Raw genomic sequence first — 15010 nt, 5'->3', positions numbered from 1 at the left:
CTTACATTGGCGACAGGTTAAGGAAGAAACGCTGTAACCAGCCCATGTTTTGTGCTTCGTTAATGTAGCCATTGCCAACGTACTCAATGCGCGCGTCTGCCACCTGGGTTGACGGTACAGTGTTGCTGCCACTGATGGTGCGTGGATTGACCACGCCGGAGAAACGAATAAATTCCGTACCCTGATTAATGGCGATCTGTTTTTCGCCCACCACATGCAGGTTGCCGTTGACCAGCACCTGATCAACCGTCACGGTCAAGGTGCCGCTAAAGGTATTGCTGGCATTTGCCCCGCCTTTACCATTGAAGCTATTACCGCCAGAGGCATCGACGTCGGCACGGGCATTACCAAACAGCCCCTGCAAATAGCGCGGCACAGTATCAAACCCGAAGTTGGTTTTTCCGTCGCGGCTGGCATTAGCAGACGAACTCTTGCTGGCGCTGACGTTTTCCTGCAACACAATAGTCAGCGTATCGCCGATATTGCGTGGTCGGCGATCTTCAAATAACGGCTGATAGCCATAATTAATCGGCTGGGCAGACTGAAAAATGGAACCATTGGCGACGGGCGTCGGGCCGGGTACAGGTTGTGCCGTGGTCACCCCCTGCACCAGCGGGGTAGACGGGATCCAGGCGCAGCCGGTCAGTGAAAGCACCAACAAGGTGGAAATGCCGTATTTTTTTCGCATGGCTATCATCTTCAAAAATCAATAAACCGGTAAGTTGCCCTACCGGTATGCTTTAGAGTTGCGTCAGTTTTTGCAGCATCTGGTCGGTGGTGGATACCGCTTTACTGTTGATTTCGTAGGCGCGCTGTACCTGAATCATGTTGACCAGTTCCTCCGCCACGTTGACGTTAGACGTTTCAACATATCCTTGATACAACAGCCCAGCGCCGTTCAGACCTGGCGTGCTTTCGTTCGGTGCGCCGGAGGATTGTGTTTCGGTGTAGAGGTTTTCGCCAATGCTCTCCAGGCCAGTGTCGTTCATAAACGTGGTCAGATTGAGTTGTCCAACCTGAACCGGAGCAGCCTGGCCTTGCTGGGTAACGCTGACCACGCCATCACGACCAATGGTAATACTTAACGCATTCGCCGGAATGGTGATTGCTGGCTGCACCTGAAAACCGCCCGCCGTCACCAGTTGCCCGTTCTGATCCACCTGAAAAGAGCCGTCGCGGGTATACGCTGATGAGCCATCCGGCAGCATGACCTGGAAAAAGCCCTGCCCTTTAATCGCCACATCTTTGCTGTTATTGGTTTGCGACAGGTTGCCCTGGCTGTGTAAGCGTTCAGTGGCGACCGGACGCACCCCCGTACCGATTTGTAACCCGGATGGCAAGGTAGTTTGTTCGGAAGACTGTGCGCCAGGCTGGCGAATGGTTTGATAAAGCAGATCTTCAAACACCGCCCGCTGGCGCTTGAAACCATTGGTACTGACGTTTGCCAGGTTGTTGGCAATGACGTCCATATTGGTTTGCTGGGCATCGAGGCCCGTTTTGGCGATCCATAATGAACTGATCATAAAATGTCCTGTAGTGGATTGCTGACAAATCGCATATGTCTTCTTGCCGGATGCGGCGTAAACGCTTTATCCGGCCTACAAGAGCTCGCAAAATCAATAAATTGCGATTTATCCCGTAGGCCCGATAAGCTTGCGCTTCGGGCAACTTATGCTTGTCATTTATCCTTTCAATTAACTCATCGACAGCAGTTGGTTGGCGCGACCAGCGTTATCATCGACGCTGCTTATTACCTTCATCTGCATTTCAAAACGCCGCGCACTGGCAATCATGTCGCTCATTGCCGAAATGGCATTGACGTTGCTACCTTCCAGCACGCCCGACATCACCCGTAACGTTGGGTCAGCCTGTAACACCGGACCACGCGAGGCCTGACTTTCCGCACTCAAACGAAAGATCCCATCATCACCACGCTGCACTTCACTGCCCATGGCTTTCACCAGTTTCAACCGTCCTACTGGCGCAACGGTATTTGCCGGATCGCCCGGATTGAGCGCCGAAATGGTGCCATCGGCGGCGATAGTAATTTCCGCCCCTTCCGGCACGGCAATCGGCCCCGCCTCGCCAATCACCGGATACCCCTGAATCGTTAGTTGTCCACCGGGATCAACCTGAATGCTGCCATTACGCGTATACCCCTCGCTGCCGTCAGCGGTCTGCACGGCCAGCCAGCCATCCTGCTGCAACGCAACATCCAGGGGGCGCGAGGTGTAATCCATCTTGCCGGACGTCATATCTGCGCCCGGCGTAGATGCCGTCACGAGTGTGCGCGTGAGCAGAGAAAGCCCTTCCACCGGCACCGCACGTAAGGCGTTTAATTGCGCGCGAAAACCGGGCGTGGAGGCATTCGCCAGATTGCTGGCGGTCACCGCCTGTTGATTCAGCGTCTGACTGGCGGCGCCCATTGCGGTATAGATTGCGTGATCCATCGAGCTATCCCGTCAGCAATTAGCGTAAGTTAACCAGCGTGTTGAGGATCTGGTCCTGAGTTTTGATGGTCTGGGCGTTAGACTGATAGTTACGCTGGGCGACAATCATATTGACCAGTTCTTTGCTGAGATCGACGTTAGACGCTTCCAGGGCACCGTTGGTCAGCGCGCCAAAATTGCCAGTCCCGGCGGTTCCCAGCAGCGCTACACCAGAAGATTGCGTTGCAGACCAGACGTTGTCCCCCTCTGATGCCAGCCCTTCGTTGTTGGCAAAGTTGGCCAGCACAATCTGACCCAGCAATTGGGTTTGTTCGTTCGAATAGTTCCCGACTACCGTGCCGTCATCGTTGATTTGATAACTCACCAGATCGCCCGGTTTGTAACCGTTCTGGGTGGTTGCCACAATATTGTTAGCGCCGGTGTTTTGCTGCATAGAGTTGAGGAAGCTGAGGGAGAATGTTGCAGGATCCGCGCCGTTAATCGCGCCAGTGGTAATATCCTTTGTTGGATCCGACGTCAGAACACCATTGGCATCAAATTCCAGTGTTGTCGCTATCGTTGCAATGCTGTTTGGAGCACTACTATCCTGGGTGTAGACATCCCAGGTATTATCTTGCGTCTTCACAAAGTAGACGCTCATGTCATGGGCATTACCCTGACTGTCATACACCGTTACCGAACCTTTTTTGTTATAGCTATCGGCATCACTGGCGCTGAATGGCGTAACGGTAGGAAGCGTATCACTGGAGTTAAGGTTAATCTGCATGGACGCCGTGGTCGTGGACTTCGCCGCCATCAAGGTATTTGGAATCGAAATACTGCCTGGATTCGCCCCTTGCTGGATGGTCGGAGGCGTACCGGTTGCCGGATACCCGGTCAACTGTAAACCTTGCATATTCACAAGATTACGGTTTTCATCCAGTTTGAATTGCCCGTTACGGCTGTAAAACACCGAACCGTTACTGTCTACCAGACGGAAAAAACCGTTCTGGCTGATAGCGACGTCCAGCCCACGACCAGTATTTGTGGTCGTGCCATCGGTAAAATCCTGAGTGATGCCAGCAACTTTTACCCCCAGTCCCACTTTCGAACCAGCAAACATATCAGCAAAAGAGGCCGTGCCGGATTTAAAGCCATAGGTGGCGGAGTTGGCGATATTGTTGCCAATGACATCGAGATTGGTGGCGGCAGCGTTTAATCCGCTAACCGCTTGAGAAAAGGCCATGACTGACTCCTGAAATGTGAAGGCTTAAATTATCTGCCGTACTTCGTCGAGAGTGGTGGTGCCGTAAGTGCCGAGATCCAGCGTGTTACCGTTATTGCCGCGAATCACGCCCTGTACCAGCGCAAACTGCAATGGCTGGGCAACCAACTGCGTACCGCCGTTGCTGGCACTAATTGCCACGTTATAAGAACCGTTCGGCGCGGTCGTACCATCAGTCAACGTGCCGTCCCAGGTGAAACTGTGGACTCCGGCGCTGAGCTCACCAATATCAATGGTGCGCACAACTGCGCCATTTTTATCGGTTATGGTTGCGGTCACTTTGTCTGCGGCCTGTTGCAGTTCAACACCAAACGGCGTGGTGGTGGTCACCGCCCCTTCTTCACTGCCAGTACCGACAAGAATGGTGGTGCCGGGGATCATCACGCCGTGACCAATCAGGTTGCTGGCCTGTAGCGACTGGCTGTTATCAATCTGCCCGGAAATCGAACCGAGTGTGGTGTTGAGCTTTTCAATCCCGCTGACCGTGCTGATTTGCGCCAGTTGTGACGTCAGCTCGTTGTTTTCCATTGGATTGGTCGGATCCTGGTTTTTCAGTTGCGCCACCAGCAACGTCAGAAAGCTGCTCTGTAAATCGGCGGCGTTACTGCCCGTAATCGAACTACTGCTGGTAGTGCTGACGCCGGTATTTGTCGGATCGGTGGTGGTTACCGCAATGGACATGACTTTCTCCTTTATTGACCGAGCGTGAGGGTTTTCAGCATCATGCTTTTCACCGTATTGAGTACTTCAACGTTGGCCTGATAGCTGCGCGACGCCGACATGGTGTTAACCATCTCGCCTACCACATCGACGTTTGGCATTTTCACGTAGCCCTTCGCGTCCGCCAGCGGATTACCCGGTTCATAGACCAGTTTGTCCGGGGCCTGGCTTTCAATCACGTCAGCCACTTTGACTCCGCCCGTCGCAGCCCCTGGCGCGGCGTTCACCTGGAACACCACCTGTTTTGCCCGATACGGCTGACCATCTGGCCCCGTCACGCTGTCGGCGTTGGCCAGGTTGCTGGCAGCCACGTTCAGACGCTGAGACTGAGCGGTTAACGCCGATCCGGCGATATCAAAAATATTCAGCAGTGCCATCGTTAATTTCCGCTTTGTAATACGTTCATCATGCCTTTGATTTGTCCGCTCAACGCGCTAAGGCTCATCTGGTATTGCAGGCTGTTATCGGCAAACTGGGTGCGTTCGCGATCCATATCCACGGTATTGCCGTCCAGTGAAGGCTGGTCCGGAATTCGGTATTGCAATTCTGTGGCAGGAGGTGACAACGCCTGTGCTGGAATATGCTGCGACGAGGTCAACGTCAGCGCGACCACGCTGGTTTCATCTCTCCCGCGCTGCATCACTTTTTTAAGTTCACTGGCAAAATCCATATCGCGTGCCTGATAACCAGGGGTATCGGCATTGGCGATATTTGCCGCCAGCACTTCCTGACGCTGGGCGCGCAGATTGAGTGCCTCTTGTTGAAAACGTAAGGCGGCGTCGAGCTTATCGAGCATATCTCCTCCGCAGATATCAAAATTCTGCCGTCAGCTTAAAGACTTTACGCGCGCGTTATCGGCGGAATAAAAGCAAAATGGGTTGCTATTTATGCCGTTGATGGTCATTGCGTACGGGTACAATTCAGGCTGTGAAAATGGCCGGGGGCAAAAATGCTGACAATAATGCGCTGTGTGGCGATCATCACGATGTTGTTCAGTCCACTTAGTGCGGCTGGCGATTTCCCCTCACAATTGCAAACCTTTTTCGTTGCACAACTAGCAGGGCTAAGTGATGAGGTCCACGTCTCTATTCGTACTGCACCCAATTTATTGCCGCCATGCGAACAGCCGCTGCTTTCCATGACTAATAACGCCCGCCTGTGGGGCAATGTGAATGTGCTGGCACGTTGTGGCAACGATAAGCATTACGTGCAAGTGAATGTACAGGCGACAGGGAATTATGTTGTTGCAGCAATGCCAGTTGTGCGTGGGGGAAAGCTTGACGCAGGCAGTGTAAAACTTAAACGTGGCAGACTGGATACACTACCGCCGCGTACCGTTCTGGATGCTAATCAACTGGTTGATGCGGTTAGCCTGCGCGATTTGGTCCCCGGACAACCTATACAGCTGACTATGCTGCGTCAGGCCTGGCGGGTAAAAGCAGGACAACGCGTTAACGTGATTGCCAGTGGCGATGGGTTCAGTGCAAATGCTGAAGGTCTGGCGCTGAATAACGCTTCCGTCGCGCAAAAAGCCCGCGTGAGAATGATATCGGGTCAGGTAGTCAGTGGCGTAGTGGATGCCGATGGGAATATTCTTATAAACCTGTAAGCTATTAAAGATTGCCCGTCCATTGCCGATAAATAAGCAACAAATGATAAAGCGCCCTCAATGAGGAATAAACCATGAGTATTGACCGCACTTCCCCCCTGAAGCCTGTAAGCACCGTTCAGCCACGTGAAACCAGTGACGCTCCGGTAGCCAATACCCGCGCAGCAAAAACGACGGCTACCGCCAGTACTAACGTCAAGTTAAGCGATGCGCAGGCAACACTGATGCAACCGGGCAGCAGTGATATCAATCTTGAACGCGTTGAAGCATTAAAATTGGCGATTCGTAATGGTGAACTAAAAATGGATGTCGGCAAAATTGCCGATGCGCTGATCAACGAAGTGCAACAAGATTTAATGAGTAAATAATCAGATGCCGCGTCTTGCTGAGATTCTCAACCAGATGTCTGTGGTGCTTAACGAGCTTAATATAGTGATGGTCCAGGAGCAGCAACATCTCTCTATGGGGCAGTTCACCGGTAGCCAGCTGCAACATATTACAGAACAAAAAAGCTCAATGCTGGCGACTCTGGATTACCTGGAACAGCTGCGTCGACAGGCACCGGATACAGAAATAAGTGAAGATATTGCGCAATGCTGGCAGGAAATCACCGAGAAAACGCAGCAATTGCGCCAGTTAAATCAGCATAACGGCTGGCTACTGGAAGGGCAGATTGAGCGCAATCAACAGGCACTGGAAATGCTGAAACCGCATCAGGAGCCGACACTGTACGGGGCGAACGGTCAGACCTCAACACCCTGGCGCGGTGGTAAAAAGATTTCTATTTGAAGATTTTCTCCGGCCTGCGATGCAGGCCGGAATTCTACGTTAAGCAGTACGACGAGCAAATTCTTTTACTTTGAAGCCCAACACCGCCAGTGCGGCAAAGTATGCTGCAATTCCCGCGACAACGACCGCCATCAAACGCAGTAAACGCCAGGGCATAGTGCCCAACGACCAGTCCGGCATAATATGCAACATGCCTAAAAGCACACCAGACATCACCAGAACCGCCACGAGTAAACGCAGCAGAAACGCAGTCCAGCCGGGTTGTGGGGTAAAGATTTTCTGCTTACGCAACTGCCAGTAAAGCAGCGAAGCATTCAGACACGCCGCCAGACCAATGGAAAGCGACAGTCCGGCATGTTTCAACGGGCCGATAAATGCAAGGTTCATCAATTGCGTCAAAATCAGCGTGACGATGGCAATTTTCACCGGCGTTTTAATGTCCTGCCGTGAATAAAAGCCCGGAGCCAGCACTTTCACCACAATCAGGCCAATCAAACCTACCGAGTAGGCAATTAACGCCCGCTGGGTCATCAACGCATCAAAGGCGGTAAATTTACCGTACTGGAACAGCGAAACAGTTAACGGACCGGAGAGGATGCCCAGCGCCACCGCGCTTGGCAGCGCCAGCAGGAAACAAAGACGCAGCCCCCAGTCCATCAGACGGTTATATTCATCGTGATTACCACTGGCAAAACTTTTCGACAGCGACGGCAGCAAAATGGTCCCCAGCGCCACGCCCAGTACACCGGACGGAAACTCCATCAAACGGTCGGCATAATACATCCATGACACCGAGCCGGAGGCAAGAAATGAGGCAAAAATAGTGTTGATGATTAAGGAAATCTGGCTAACAGAGACGCCAAGAATCGCCGGCCCCATCTGTTTCACTACGCGCATCGCCCCGGCATCGTGGAAGTTAATGCGCGGCAATACCAACATACCAATCTTCTTCAGATGCGGTAGCTGATAAACCAGTTGCAGGATGCCGCCCACCGTAACTGCCCACGCCAGCGCCAGCACGGGTGGATTAAAGTACGGCGCAGCAAACAGCGCAAAGCCAATCATGCTGATGTTGAGTAACGTTGGGGCAAATGCCGGAATCGAGAAACGGTTCCAGGTATTCAGAATTGCCCCCACCAGCGATGCCAGTGAAATCAATAAGATATAAGGAAAAGTAATCTGTAATAACTGGCTGGTAAGTGCGAATTTGTCGGCAGTATCCGCAAAGCCCGGCGCGGTTACCATGATCACCCACGGCGCGGCGAGCATGCCGGCGACCGTCACAACCGCCAGCGCCAGTGTCAGCAGACCAGAGACATAAGAGACAAAGACCCGCGTGGCATCTTCACCCTGCTTGCTTTTATATTCCGCCAGAATCGGCACGAAAGCCTGGGAGAATGCCCCTTCAGCAAAGATACGGCGTAACAAGTTAGGAAGTTTGAACGCGACAAAAAAGGCGTCGGTTGCCATCCCTGCGCCAAAGATTCTGGCGACAATAGCGTCGCGCGCGAAGCCAAGCACACGCGAAAACATGGTCATCGAGCTGACGGCGGCCAGCGATTTTAATAAATTCATCGGTGTTCTAATCCAGACCCACGGCAAAACGCCTGCAAGGCAGGCGCTGAAAGAGGCGAATAGTCTACCTGGATTATGGTGAATTGCTACCGCCAGATGTTACAGGGTTTATTCACTCATCGCATCGCGCCAGATCTTATCAACGATGCGCTGCGCCAGCACCGCCTGTTCACCCGCGGTTTGCGGAACTGTCTGATTTTGCACGCATTCAATGAAATGGCGCGCACAACCGACAAATCCACGCTGCTCGAGGGTACTTTGCCAGCCAGGAATCGGTTTATGCACCACGCCCTGCCCACGCTCCTCACGCCATTCACGCATATCGGTGATGTCGATTAATGCCCCTTCAGTCACTGCCAGCACCGCTTCACGCTGACTTCCGGCACGACGATGCATAGAGGTGGTGATTTGTAACTGACCTGCCGAAAAATGGTGCTCGGCAAACAGCATTTCGCCAGACTCATTGGTCAGCAACGTACCGCTTTCGAGAGTTGCATTGCCGCCAGACAACCACAACGCGGTATCAACCACATGCAAATAATCATCCAGCAAGGTGAAATAAAGATCGTGTGGCCCGACGCTATTGGTACGATGTTTATCCATTCTTAGCGAGGCTGCGCTGGCAAGCTGCGTTTTTAACTCACTGTACAGCGGCGCGAAACGACGGTTAAAGCCGACCATCAGTGTCAGTTTTTTGCGCGCTGCAAGTTCAACCAGTCGCTCGGCATCGCGCAGATTTTCCGCCAGCGGTTTATCGACACAGACATGTACACCTGCATTTAATAACGCACTGACCACCTCAAAATGACTGGCGGTGCTGGAGTGGACAAATACCGCATCGCAACTGGCGGCAAGGTTAGATAACGAATCGGCGTAAGGAATGCGCCAGCTTTCACAAATTGAGATGGCTTTCTCACGCGTTGGCGACCACGCCCCCTGTAGCGTCCAGTCAGACGCTGCTGCCAGCACTGGCAGCCACGCTTTTTGCGCGATGCCGCCTAAACCCACTACGCCGATACGTAATTTTTTCACGTTAATCTCCCAGATGGGCCAGCAACGAATCAAGACGCTGTTTCAGTTCTGCCACCTCGATTTCCAGGGCTTCGACGCGGGATTGTAAATCACCACCAACCGCGTCCGACGTTTCTGTAAGCACAGGCTGATCATCCACCTCGCCACTGAAAAGATGCATATAGCGGCTTTCGCGTTTACCCGGTTCGCGAGCCAGACGAACGACAAAAGGCCCATCTTCGCGATTAGCCAGTTGTTCCAGCGTCGTTTCTACTTCCGTCATATCGCTGAATTCATACATCCGCGCCGCGCGACTGCGCAGTTCACCTGGCGTCTGAGCACCGCGCAACAACAAGGTGGTAATTAATGCGACTTCCGCGGCACTAAGTTTCAGGTCACCAAACTCAGAGTTGCAGAAACGCTGTTCATATTTGGTGACTCGATTACCAAAGCCACTCACCGTGCGCAGATAATGGCGTTTTACCAGATTATCCAGTTGCTCCTGTACCTCGGATTCGCTCAGATTCATTACCGGTTCACGGTTTGTTTTCTGGTTACAGGCCGTTACCACGCCATTCACGGAAAGCGGGTATTGCTCTGGCGTCGTCACCTGTTTTTCCAGCAAACAGCCAATCACACGGGCTTCCAGTGCGGTAAGTTGATACTTCATGAAATTCTCCTTAGCGGCCGGGCGTCCAGTCCGGGGTGGTTAATGCCGTCAGTACGTGATCGCGCCATTTTCCATCAATCAACAAATAATCTTTCGCATAGCCTTCTTTTTCAAACCCCAACCGCGCCAGCAAATCACCGCTGCGTTTATTGTGCGGCATATAGTTGGCCATAATACGATGAATATGTTGGGTGCGTTGCATATAGCGAATGGCGGCGGTCAGAGCTTCAAACATCAGTCCTTTACCCTGCCATTTTTGTCCGATCGAATAACCGAGATAACAGGCGTGAAAAGAGCCGCGTACCACATTGGAAAAATTGGCTACGCCAATAATCTCTTTCTCATCTGGATCAAATAATCCAAAGTAAAAGGCTGAGCCCTGTTTATGAAATTCGTTAATCATGCTTAACCTGGCCTGCCAGCCTGAAGGATAGCAGTGGCTTTCATCGCGCACCGGCTCCCAGGGCTTCAGGAAATGGCGATTCTCTGCGTAATAATCCGCCAGTCGCCAGGCATCACGTTCATGCACCAGACGCACGACCAGTCGGTCGGTGGTTAAGCGCACTTTTGGCACGTTACTGCGATAGCCAAACATTCTATACCTACTCCTTCCCGTAACGTCTTTAATACGCTGTAAGTATTACTATACCTGCGCAACCAGAGCCTGTGAAAAGTCCAAAATACCATTTTCTGCATTATTCACATATTTGATAAAAACTCTCTATCAAAGCGACGTTTTGATAAAAAAATATTGTCCCCGATATGATGGGAAAAATCTTAGCAGCAATGCAGAATAGAAAGTGCTCATCTTTTATTTCCCGGGAGGGGAAATGTCGCGCGTATCGCAGGCGAGGAACCTGGGTAAATATTTCCTTCTCGTCGATAATATGCTGGTCGTGCTGGGGTTCTTTGTTGTCTTCCCGCTGATCTCTATCCGCTTCGTTGATCAAATGGGCTGGGCCGCCGTAATGGTCGGTATTGCCCTCGGTCTGCGTCAGTTCATTCAGCAAGGATTAGGCATTTTCGGCGGTGCTATTGCCGACCGTTTTGGCGCTAAACCGATGATCGTTACCGGTATGCTGATGCGCGCCGCCGGATTCGCCACCATGGGCATCGCCCATGAACCCTGGATGCTGTGGTTTTCTTGTTTGCTCTCGGGCCTCGGCGGTACGTTATTTGATCCGCCGCGTTCGGCGCTGGTGGTGAAATTAATTCGTCCGGAACAACGGGGCCGTTTTTTCTCCCTGTTGATGATGCAGGACAGTGCCGGTGCGGTCATTGGCGCGCTGTTGGGGAGTTGGTTATTGCAATACGATTTTCGCCTGGTCTGCGCCACGGGGGCAATTCTGTTTGTATTGTGTGCAGCGTTTAACGCCTGGTTGTTGCCCGCATGGAAACTCTCTACCGTGCGTACGCCAGTCCGCGAAGGCATGACCCGCGTGATGCGCGATAAACGTTTTGTCACCTATGTCCTGACACTCGCGGGCTACTACATGCTGGCTGTGCAGGTGATGTTGATGCTGCCGATTATGGTCAACGACGTAGCCGGAGCGCCCTCTGCCGTTAAATGGATGTATGCCATCGAAGCGTGTCTGTCGTTAACGTTGCTCTACCCTATCGCCCGCTGGAGCGAAAAGCGTTTTCGTCTGGAACACCGGTTGATGGCGGGGCTACTGGTGATGTCATTAAGCATGATACCCGTGGGCATGGTCAGTGGCCTGCAACAACTTTTCGCCCTGATTTGTCTGTTTTATATTGGCTCGATCATTGCCGAACCTGCGCGTGAAACTCTTAGCGCCTCGTTAGCGGATGCACGAGCGCGCGGCAGTTATATGGGGTTTAGTCGGCTGGGCCTGGCGATAGGCGGCGCTATTGGCTATATCGGCGGCGGCTGGCTGTTTGACCTGGGTAAATCCACGCAACAACCGGAGTTGCCGTGGATGATGTTGGGCGTTATTGGCCTCATCACCTTCCTTGCATTGGGCTGGCAATTTAGCCATAAACGTGCCGCGCGTCGGTTGCTGGAACACGACGCCTGATTTGATAGTCCCCCCTGACTCCTCCATACTGAAAGTGAACTGACAGCCAAATGGAGGAGTCACGTGAAGCTATATATTTACGATCACTGCCCTTACTGCCTCAAAGCCCGCATGATTTTCGGCCTGAAAAATATCCCCGTCGAATTACACGTTCTGCTCAACGACGATGCAGAAACACCCACCCGGATGGTCGGTCAAAAACAGGTTCCCATTCTGCAAAAAGATGACAGCCGCTATATGCCAGAGAGCATGGACATTGTTCACTATGTGGATAAGCTCGACGGCAAACCGTTACTGACGGGTAAACGCTCCCCTGCCATTGAAGAGTGGCTGCGCAAGGTCAACGGCTATGCCAATAAACTGCTGTTGCCGCGTTTTGCCAAATCGGCGTTTGATGAGTTTTCTACTCCCGCCGCACGCAAATACTTCATCGACAAGAAAGAGGTCAGCGCGGGTAATTTTGCCGAGCTTCTCTCACATTCTGATGGGTTAATTAAAAATATCAGCGATGATTTACGTGCACTGGATAAACTCATCGTCAAGCCAAACGCCGTGAATGGCGAGCTTTCGGAAGATGACATTCAACTTTTTCCGCTGCTGCGTAATCTGACGCTGGTTGCCGGAATAAACTGGCCAAGCCGCGTCGCTGATTACCGCGATAACATGGCCAAACAGACGCAAATCAATTTGCTATCATCAATGGCGATTTAATCCTGGCCTGCCGCGGCAGCCTGTATTCGCGGGTTGCCGCTGTTTTCAGTTTTTTCTGCTGGCGAGTTTATCGCTGGTGACACATGCTGCGTTGTGTCAGGATATTGACGCAGATTTCATGTCGAGGACTACCATGAACAAGTTTTTATTTGCCGCTGCATTAATCGTCAGTGGCCTGCTCGTTGGCTGTAATCAACTCACCCAATACACCATCACCGAACAAGAGATTAACCAGTCGCTTGCGAAACATAATAATTTCTCAAAAGATATCGGTTTGCCCGGCGTGGCTGACGCCCATATAGTTCTGACAAACCTGACCAGCCAAATTGGTCGTGAAGAACCTAATAAGGTTACCCTAACCGGGGACGCCAATCTGGATATGAACTCTCTGTTCGGTAGCCAAAAAGCAACCATGAAACTGAAGCTGAAAGCGCTGCCTGTGTTTGATAAAGAGAAAGGCGCCATCTTCCTGAAAGAGATGGAAGTGGTCGACGCGACCGTGCAGCCGGAAAAAATGCAAACCGTGATGCAAACGTTACTTCCCTATTTGAATCAGGCATTACGCAATTACTTTAACCAGCAGCCGGCTTACATCCTGCGCGAAGATGGCAGCAAAGGCGAAGCAATGGCTAAAAAACTGGCAAAAGGCATTGAAGTGAAACCAGGTGAAATAGTCATTCCGTTCACTGATTAATTACGAGGGCGTATTTGCGCCCTTTATTTTACGTGCAAAGGAAAACGTTTCCGCTTATCCTTTGTGTCCGGCAAAAACATCCCTTCAGCCGGAGCATAGAAATTAATGACTGCACCATCCCAGGTATTAAAGATCCGCCGCCCAGACGACTGGCACCTTCACCTCCGCGATGGCGACATGTTAAAAACTGTCGTGCCGTATACCAGCGAAACCTATGGTCGGGCCATCGTTATGCCCAATCTGGCACCGCCTGTAACAACAGTTGAGGCTGCTGTGGCTTATCGCCAACGTATCCTTGACGCCGTACCGGACGGACACGATTTCACCCCGCTGATGACCTGTTATTTAACAGACTCGCTGGACCCCAATGAGCTGGAGCGTGGATTTAACGAAGGCGTGTTCACCGCCGCAAAACTTTACCCTGCGAACGCCACCACCAACTCCAGCCACGGTGTGACGTCGGTTGAGGCGATCATGTCAGTACTTGAGCGCATGGAAAAAATCGGTATGCCTCTGCTGGTGCATGGTGAAGTGACCCATGCTGACATCGACATTTTTGACCGTGAAGCGCGTTTTATTGAGACGGTCATGGAGCCACTACGCCAGCGCCTGACCGCGCTGAAAGTCGTTTTCGAGCACATCACCACCAAAGATGCGGCCGACTATGTTCGTGACGGAAATGAACTATTGGCCGCCACCATTACTCCCCAGCATCTGATGTTTAACCGTAACCATATGCTGGTTGGCGGTGTGCGTCCGCATCTCTACTGTCTGCCGATCCTCAAACGCAATATTCACCAACAGGCGCTGCGTGAGCTGGTCGCCAGTGGTTTTGATCGCGTTTTTCTGGGTACCGATTCCGCGCCACATGCCCGTCATCGTAAAGAGAGTAGCTGCGGCTGTGCAGGTTGCTTTAATGCGCCATCGGCGCTGGGTAGCTATGCAACCGTATTTGAAGAGATGAATGCACTACAGCATTTTGAAGCATTCTGTTCTTTAAACGGGCCGAAATTCTATGGATTGCCGGTCAATGAATCGTTTATTGAACTAATACGTGAAGAGCAGCAAATTGCTGAAAGCATCGCTCTGACAGACGACACGCTTGTTCCTTTCCTGGCTGGGGAAACTGTACGTTGGTCTTTTAAGCAATAAAAAACGTAGCCACCTGTTGTCTTTAGCTTATTTTGCCTGTATAAATAACCAGTATATTCAACAGGGGGCTATTATGCGAATTGAAGTCACCATAGCGAAAACTTCTCCACTACCCACTGGGGCCATTGACGCTCTGGCGGGTGAACTTTTTCGTCGTATTCAGTATGCGTTTCCGGACAATGAAGGTCACGTATCGGTACGATATGCTGCGGCAAATAATTTATCGGTTATTGGCGCAACAAAAGAAGATAAACAGCGCATTAGCGAAATTCTACAAGAAACGTGGGAAAGCGCCGATGACTGGTTTGTTAGCGAATAATATGCAG

General features: G+C 51.8%; 19 protein-coding genes. 8 read left to right on the top strand and 11 right to left on the bottom strand.

Features of this window, described 5'->3' with window-relative positions; genetic code table 11:
• Position 1: 1 nt before the first annotated feature.
• From flgH to flgB, 7 genes are all read right to left on the bottom strand, one after another.
• Complete coding sequence (gene flgH, locus D9738_RS04860; RefSeq protein WP_130222889.1) at positions 2-697, bottom strand: flagellar basal body L-ring protein FlgH; 696 nt, start codon at positions 695-697, stop codon at positions 2-4.
• Positions 698-740: 43 nt separating this feature from the next.
• On the bottom strand, positions 741-1523 hold the full coding sequence (gene flgG / locus D9738_RS04855) for a flagellar basal-body rod protein FlgG (RefSeq protein ID WP_000625837.1): 783 nt from the start codon (positions 1521-1523) through the stop codon (positions 741-743).
• A 171-nt stretch (positions 1524-1694) separates the two neighbouring features.
• Positions 1695-2450 (bottom strand): flagellar basal-body rod protein FlgF, encoded by a 756-nt coding sequence (gene flgF / locus D9738_RS04850; protein WP_130259671.1) that lies wholly within the window; start codon positions 2448-2450, stop codon positions 1695-1697.
• A 19-nt stretch (positions 2451-2469) separates the two neighbouring features.
• The gene (gene flgE, locus D9738_RS04845; RefSeq protein WP_130259670.1) at positions 2470-3675 is read right to left on the bottom strand and encodes a flagellar hook protein FlgE; all 1206 of its coding nucleotides are present in this window, start codon (positions 3673-3675) and stop codon (positions 2470-2472) included.
• Between the two features lie 24 nt (positions 3676-3699).
• Positions 3700-4395, bottom strand: a complete 696-nt coding sequence (flgD, locus tag D9738_RS04840; RefSeq protein ID WP_130259669.1) for a flagellar hook assembly protein FlgD — start codon at positions 4393-4395, stop codon at positions 3700-3702.
• A gap of 11 nt (positions 4396-4406) precedes the next feature.
• The gene (gene flgC / locus D9738_RS04835; RefSeq protein WP_001196460.1) at positions 4407-4811 is read right to left on the bottom strand and encodes a flagellar basal body rod protein FlgC; all 405 of its coding nucleotides are present in this window, start codon (positions 4809-4811) and stop codon (positions 4407-4409) included.
• A gap of 2 nt (positions 4812-4813) precedes the next feature.
• Complete coding sequence (gene flgB, locus D9738_RS04830; protein ID WP_130216143.1) at positions 4814-5230, bottom strand: flagellar basal body rod protein FlgB; 417 nt, start codon at positions 5228-5230, stop codon at positions 4814-4816.
• Between the two features lie 153 nt (positions 5231-5383).
• On the opposite strand from flgB, the gene flgA reads away from it, so the two are divergent.
• The 3 genes from flgA to flgN all read left to right on the top strand — a co-directional run bounded on the left by flgA (position 5384) and on the right by flgN (position 6832).
• The gene (flgA, locus tag D9738_RS04825) at positions 5384-6043 is read left to right on the top strand and encodes a flagellar basal body P-ring formation chaperone FlgA (protein ID WP_130259668.1); all 660 of its coding nucleotides are present in this window, start codon (positions 5384-5386) and stop codon (positions 6041-6043) included.
• 74 nt (positions 6044-6117) lie between these two features.
• Positions 6118-6411, top strand: coding sequence for a flagellar biosynthesis anti-sigma factor FlgM (gene flgM, locus D9738_RS04820; protein WP_130205511.1), 294 nt, complete (start codon positions 6118-6120; stop codon positions 6409-6411).
• A 4-nt stretch (positions 6412-6415) separates the two neighbouring features.
• Entirely contained in the window at positions 6416-6832 is a 417-nt protein-coding gene (gene flgN / locus D9738_RS04815; protein ID WP_130205509.1) for a flagella biosynthesis chaperone FlgN, read from the top strand.
• A gap of 39 nt (positions 6833-6871) precedes the next feature.
• Here flgN and murJ read toward each other — a convergent pair whose 3' ends face one another.
• The 4 genes from murJ to rimJ form a co-directional block, all read right to left on the bottom strand.
• On the bottom strand, positions 6872-8407 hold the full coding sequence (gene murJ, locus D9738_RS04810; RefSeq protein ID WP_130205507.1) for a murein biosynthesis integral membrane protein MurJ: 1536 nt from the start codon (positions 8405-8407) through the stop codon (positions 6872-6874).
• 108 nt (positions 8408-8515) lie between these two features.
• Entirely contained in the window at positions 8516-9439 is a 924-nt protein-coding gene (locus tag D9738_RS04805) for a Gfo/Idh/MocA family oxidoreductase (RefSeq protein ID WP_130205505.1), read from the bottom strand.
• A gap of 1 nt (position 9440) precedes the next feature.
• On the bottom strand, positions 9441-10088 hold the full coding sequence (locus tag D9738_RS04800; protein WP_064528533.1) for a YceH family protein: 648 nt from the start codon (positions 10086-10088) through the stop codon (positions 9441-9443).
• A gap of 10 nt (positions 10089-10098) precedes the next feature.
• Entirely contained in the window at positions 10099-10683 is a 585-nt protein-coding gene (rimJ, locus tag D9738_RS04795) for a ribosomal protein S5-alanine N-acetyltransferase (protein ID WP_130205501.1), read from the bottom strand.
• 235 nt (positions 10684-10918) lie between these two features.
• Between rimJ and mdtH the strand changes: the two genes are divergently transcribed.
• The 5 genes from mdtH to dinI all read left to right on the top strand — a co-directional run bounded on the left by mdtH (position 10919) and on the right by dinI (position 15003).
• Positions 10919-12127, top strand: a complete 1209-nt coding sequence (mdtH, locus tag D9738_RS04790) for a multidrug efflux MFS transporter MdtH (RefSeq protein ID WP_130259667.1) — start codon at positions 10919-10921, stop codon at positions 12125-12127.
• A 63-nt stretch (positions 12128-12190) separates the two neighbouring features.
• Positions 12191-12838: a glutaredoxin 2 gene (grxB, locus tag D9738_RS04785; protein ID WP_130259666.1), complete on the top strand. Its 648-nt coding sequence runs from the start codon at positions 12191-12193 to the stop codon at positions 12836-12838.
• Between the two features lie 133 nt (positions 12839-12971).
• Positions 12972-13532, top strand: a complete 561-nt coding sequence (locus tag D9738_RS04780; protein ID WP_064528527.1) for a lipoprotein — start codon at positions 12972-12974, stop codon at positions 13530-13532.
• A 105-nt stretch (positions 13533-13637) separates the two neighbouring features.
• Positions 13638-14684: a dihydroorotase gene (gene pyrC, locus D9738_RS04775; RefSeq protein ID WP_130259665.1), complete on the top strand. Its 1047-nt coding sequence runs from the start codon at positions 13638-13640 to the stop codon at positions 14682-14684.
• 73 nt (positions 14685-14757) lie between these two features.
• On the top strand, positions 14758-15003 hold the full coding sequence (gene dinI / locus D9738_RS04770) for a DNA damage-inducible protein I (protein WP_130259664.1): 246 nt from the start codon (positions 14758-14760) through the stop codon (positions 15001-15003).
• The last annotated feature ends 7 nt before the right edge of the window (positions 15004-15010 follow it).

The sequence above is a fragment of the Escherichia sp. E10V5 genome (assembly GCF_004212315.1).
GTDB lineage: Bacteria > Pseudomonadota > Gammaproteobacteria > Enterobacterales > Enterobacteriaceae > Escherichia.
The sequence above is the reverse complement of the archived record's forward strand: the minus strand, read 5'-3'. Positions and strand labels throughout refer to the sequence as shown.

Excerpts from the sequence above, each read along its gene's own strand:
- flgH (WP_130222889.1), bottom strand. The coding sequence starts at position 697 with ATGATAGCCATGCGAAAAAAATACGGCATTTCCACCTTGTTGGTGCTT.
- flgG (WP_000625837.1), bottom strand. The coding sequence starts at position 1,523 with ATGATCAGTTCATTATGGATCGCCAAAACGGGCCTCGATGCCCAGCAA.
- flgF (WP_130259671.1), bottom strand. The coding sequence starts at position 2,450 with ATGGATCACGCAATCTATACCGCAATGGGCGCCGCCAGTCAGACGCTG.
- flgE (WP_130259670.1), bottom strand. The coding sequence starts at position 3,675 with ATGGCCTTTTCTCAAGCGGTTAGCGGATTAAACGCTGCCGCCACCAAT.
- flgD (WP_130259669.1), bottom strand. The coding sequence starts at position 4,395 with ATGTCCATTGCGGTAACCACCACCGATCCGACAAATACCGGCGTCAGC.
- flgC (WP_001196460.1), bottom strand. The coding sequence starts at position 4,811 with ATGGCACTGCTGAATATTTTTGATATCGCCGGATCGGCGTTAACCGCT.
- flgB (WP_130216143.1), bottom strand. The coding sequence starts at position 5,230 with ATGCTCGATAAGCTCGACGCCGCCTTACGTTTTCAACAAGAGGCACTC.
- flgA (WP_130259668.1), top strand. The coding sequence starts at position 5,384 with ATGCTGACAATAATGCGCTGTGTGGCGATCATCACGATGTTGTTCAGT.
- flgM (WP_130205511.1), top strand. The coding sequence starts at position 6,118 with ATGAGTATTGACCGCACTTCCCCCCTGAAGCCTGTAAGCACCGTTCAG.
- flgN (WP_130205509.1), top strand. The coding sequence starts at position 6,416 with ATGCCGCGTCTTGCTGAGATTCTCAACCAGATGTCTGTGGTGCTTAAC.
- murJ (WP_130205507.1), bottom strand. The coding sequence starts at position 8,407 with ATGAATTTATTAAAATCGCTGGCCGCCGTCAGCTCGATGACCATGTTT.
- D9738_RS04800 (WP_064528533.1), bottom strand. The coding sequence starts at position 10,088 with ATGAAGTATCAACTTACCGCACTGGAAGCCCGTGTGATTGGCTGTTTG.
- rimJ (WP_130205501.1), bottom strand. The coding sequence starts at position 10,683 with ATGTTTGGCTATCGCAGTAACGTGCCAAAAGTGCGCTTAACCACCGAC.
- mdtH (WP_130259667.1), top strand. The coding sequence starts at position 10,919 with ATGTCGCGCGTATCGCAGGCGAGGAACCTGGGTAAATATTTCCTTCTC.
- D9738_RS04780 (WP_064528527.1), top strand. The coding sequence starts at position 12,972 with ATGAACAAGTTTTTATTTGCCGCTGCATTAATCGTCAGTGGCCTGCTC.
- pyrC (WP_130259665.1), top strand. The coding sequence starts at position 13,638 with ATGACTGCACCATCCCAGGTATTAAAGATCCGCCGCCCAGACGACTGG.
- dinI (WP_130259664.1), top strand. The coding sequence starts at position 14,758 with ATGCGAATTGAAGTCACCATAGCGAAAACTTCTCCACTACCCACTGGG.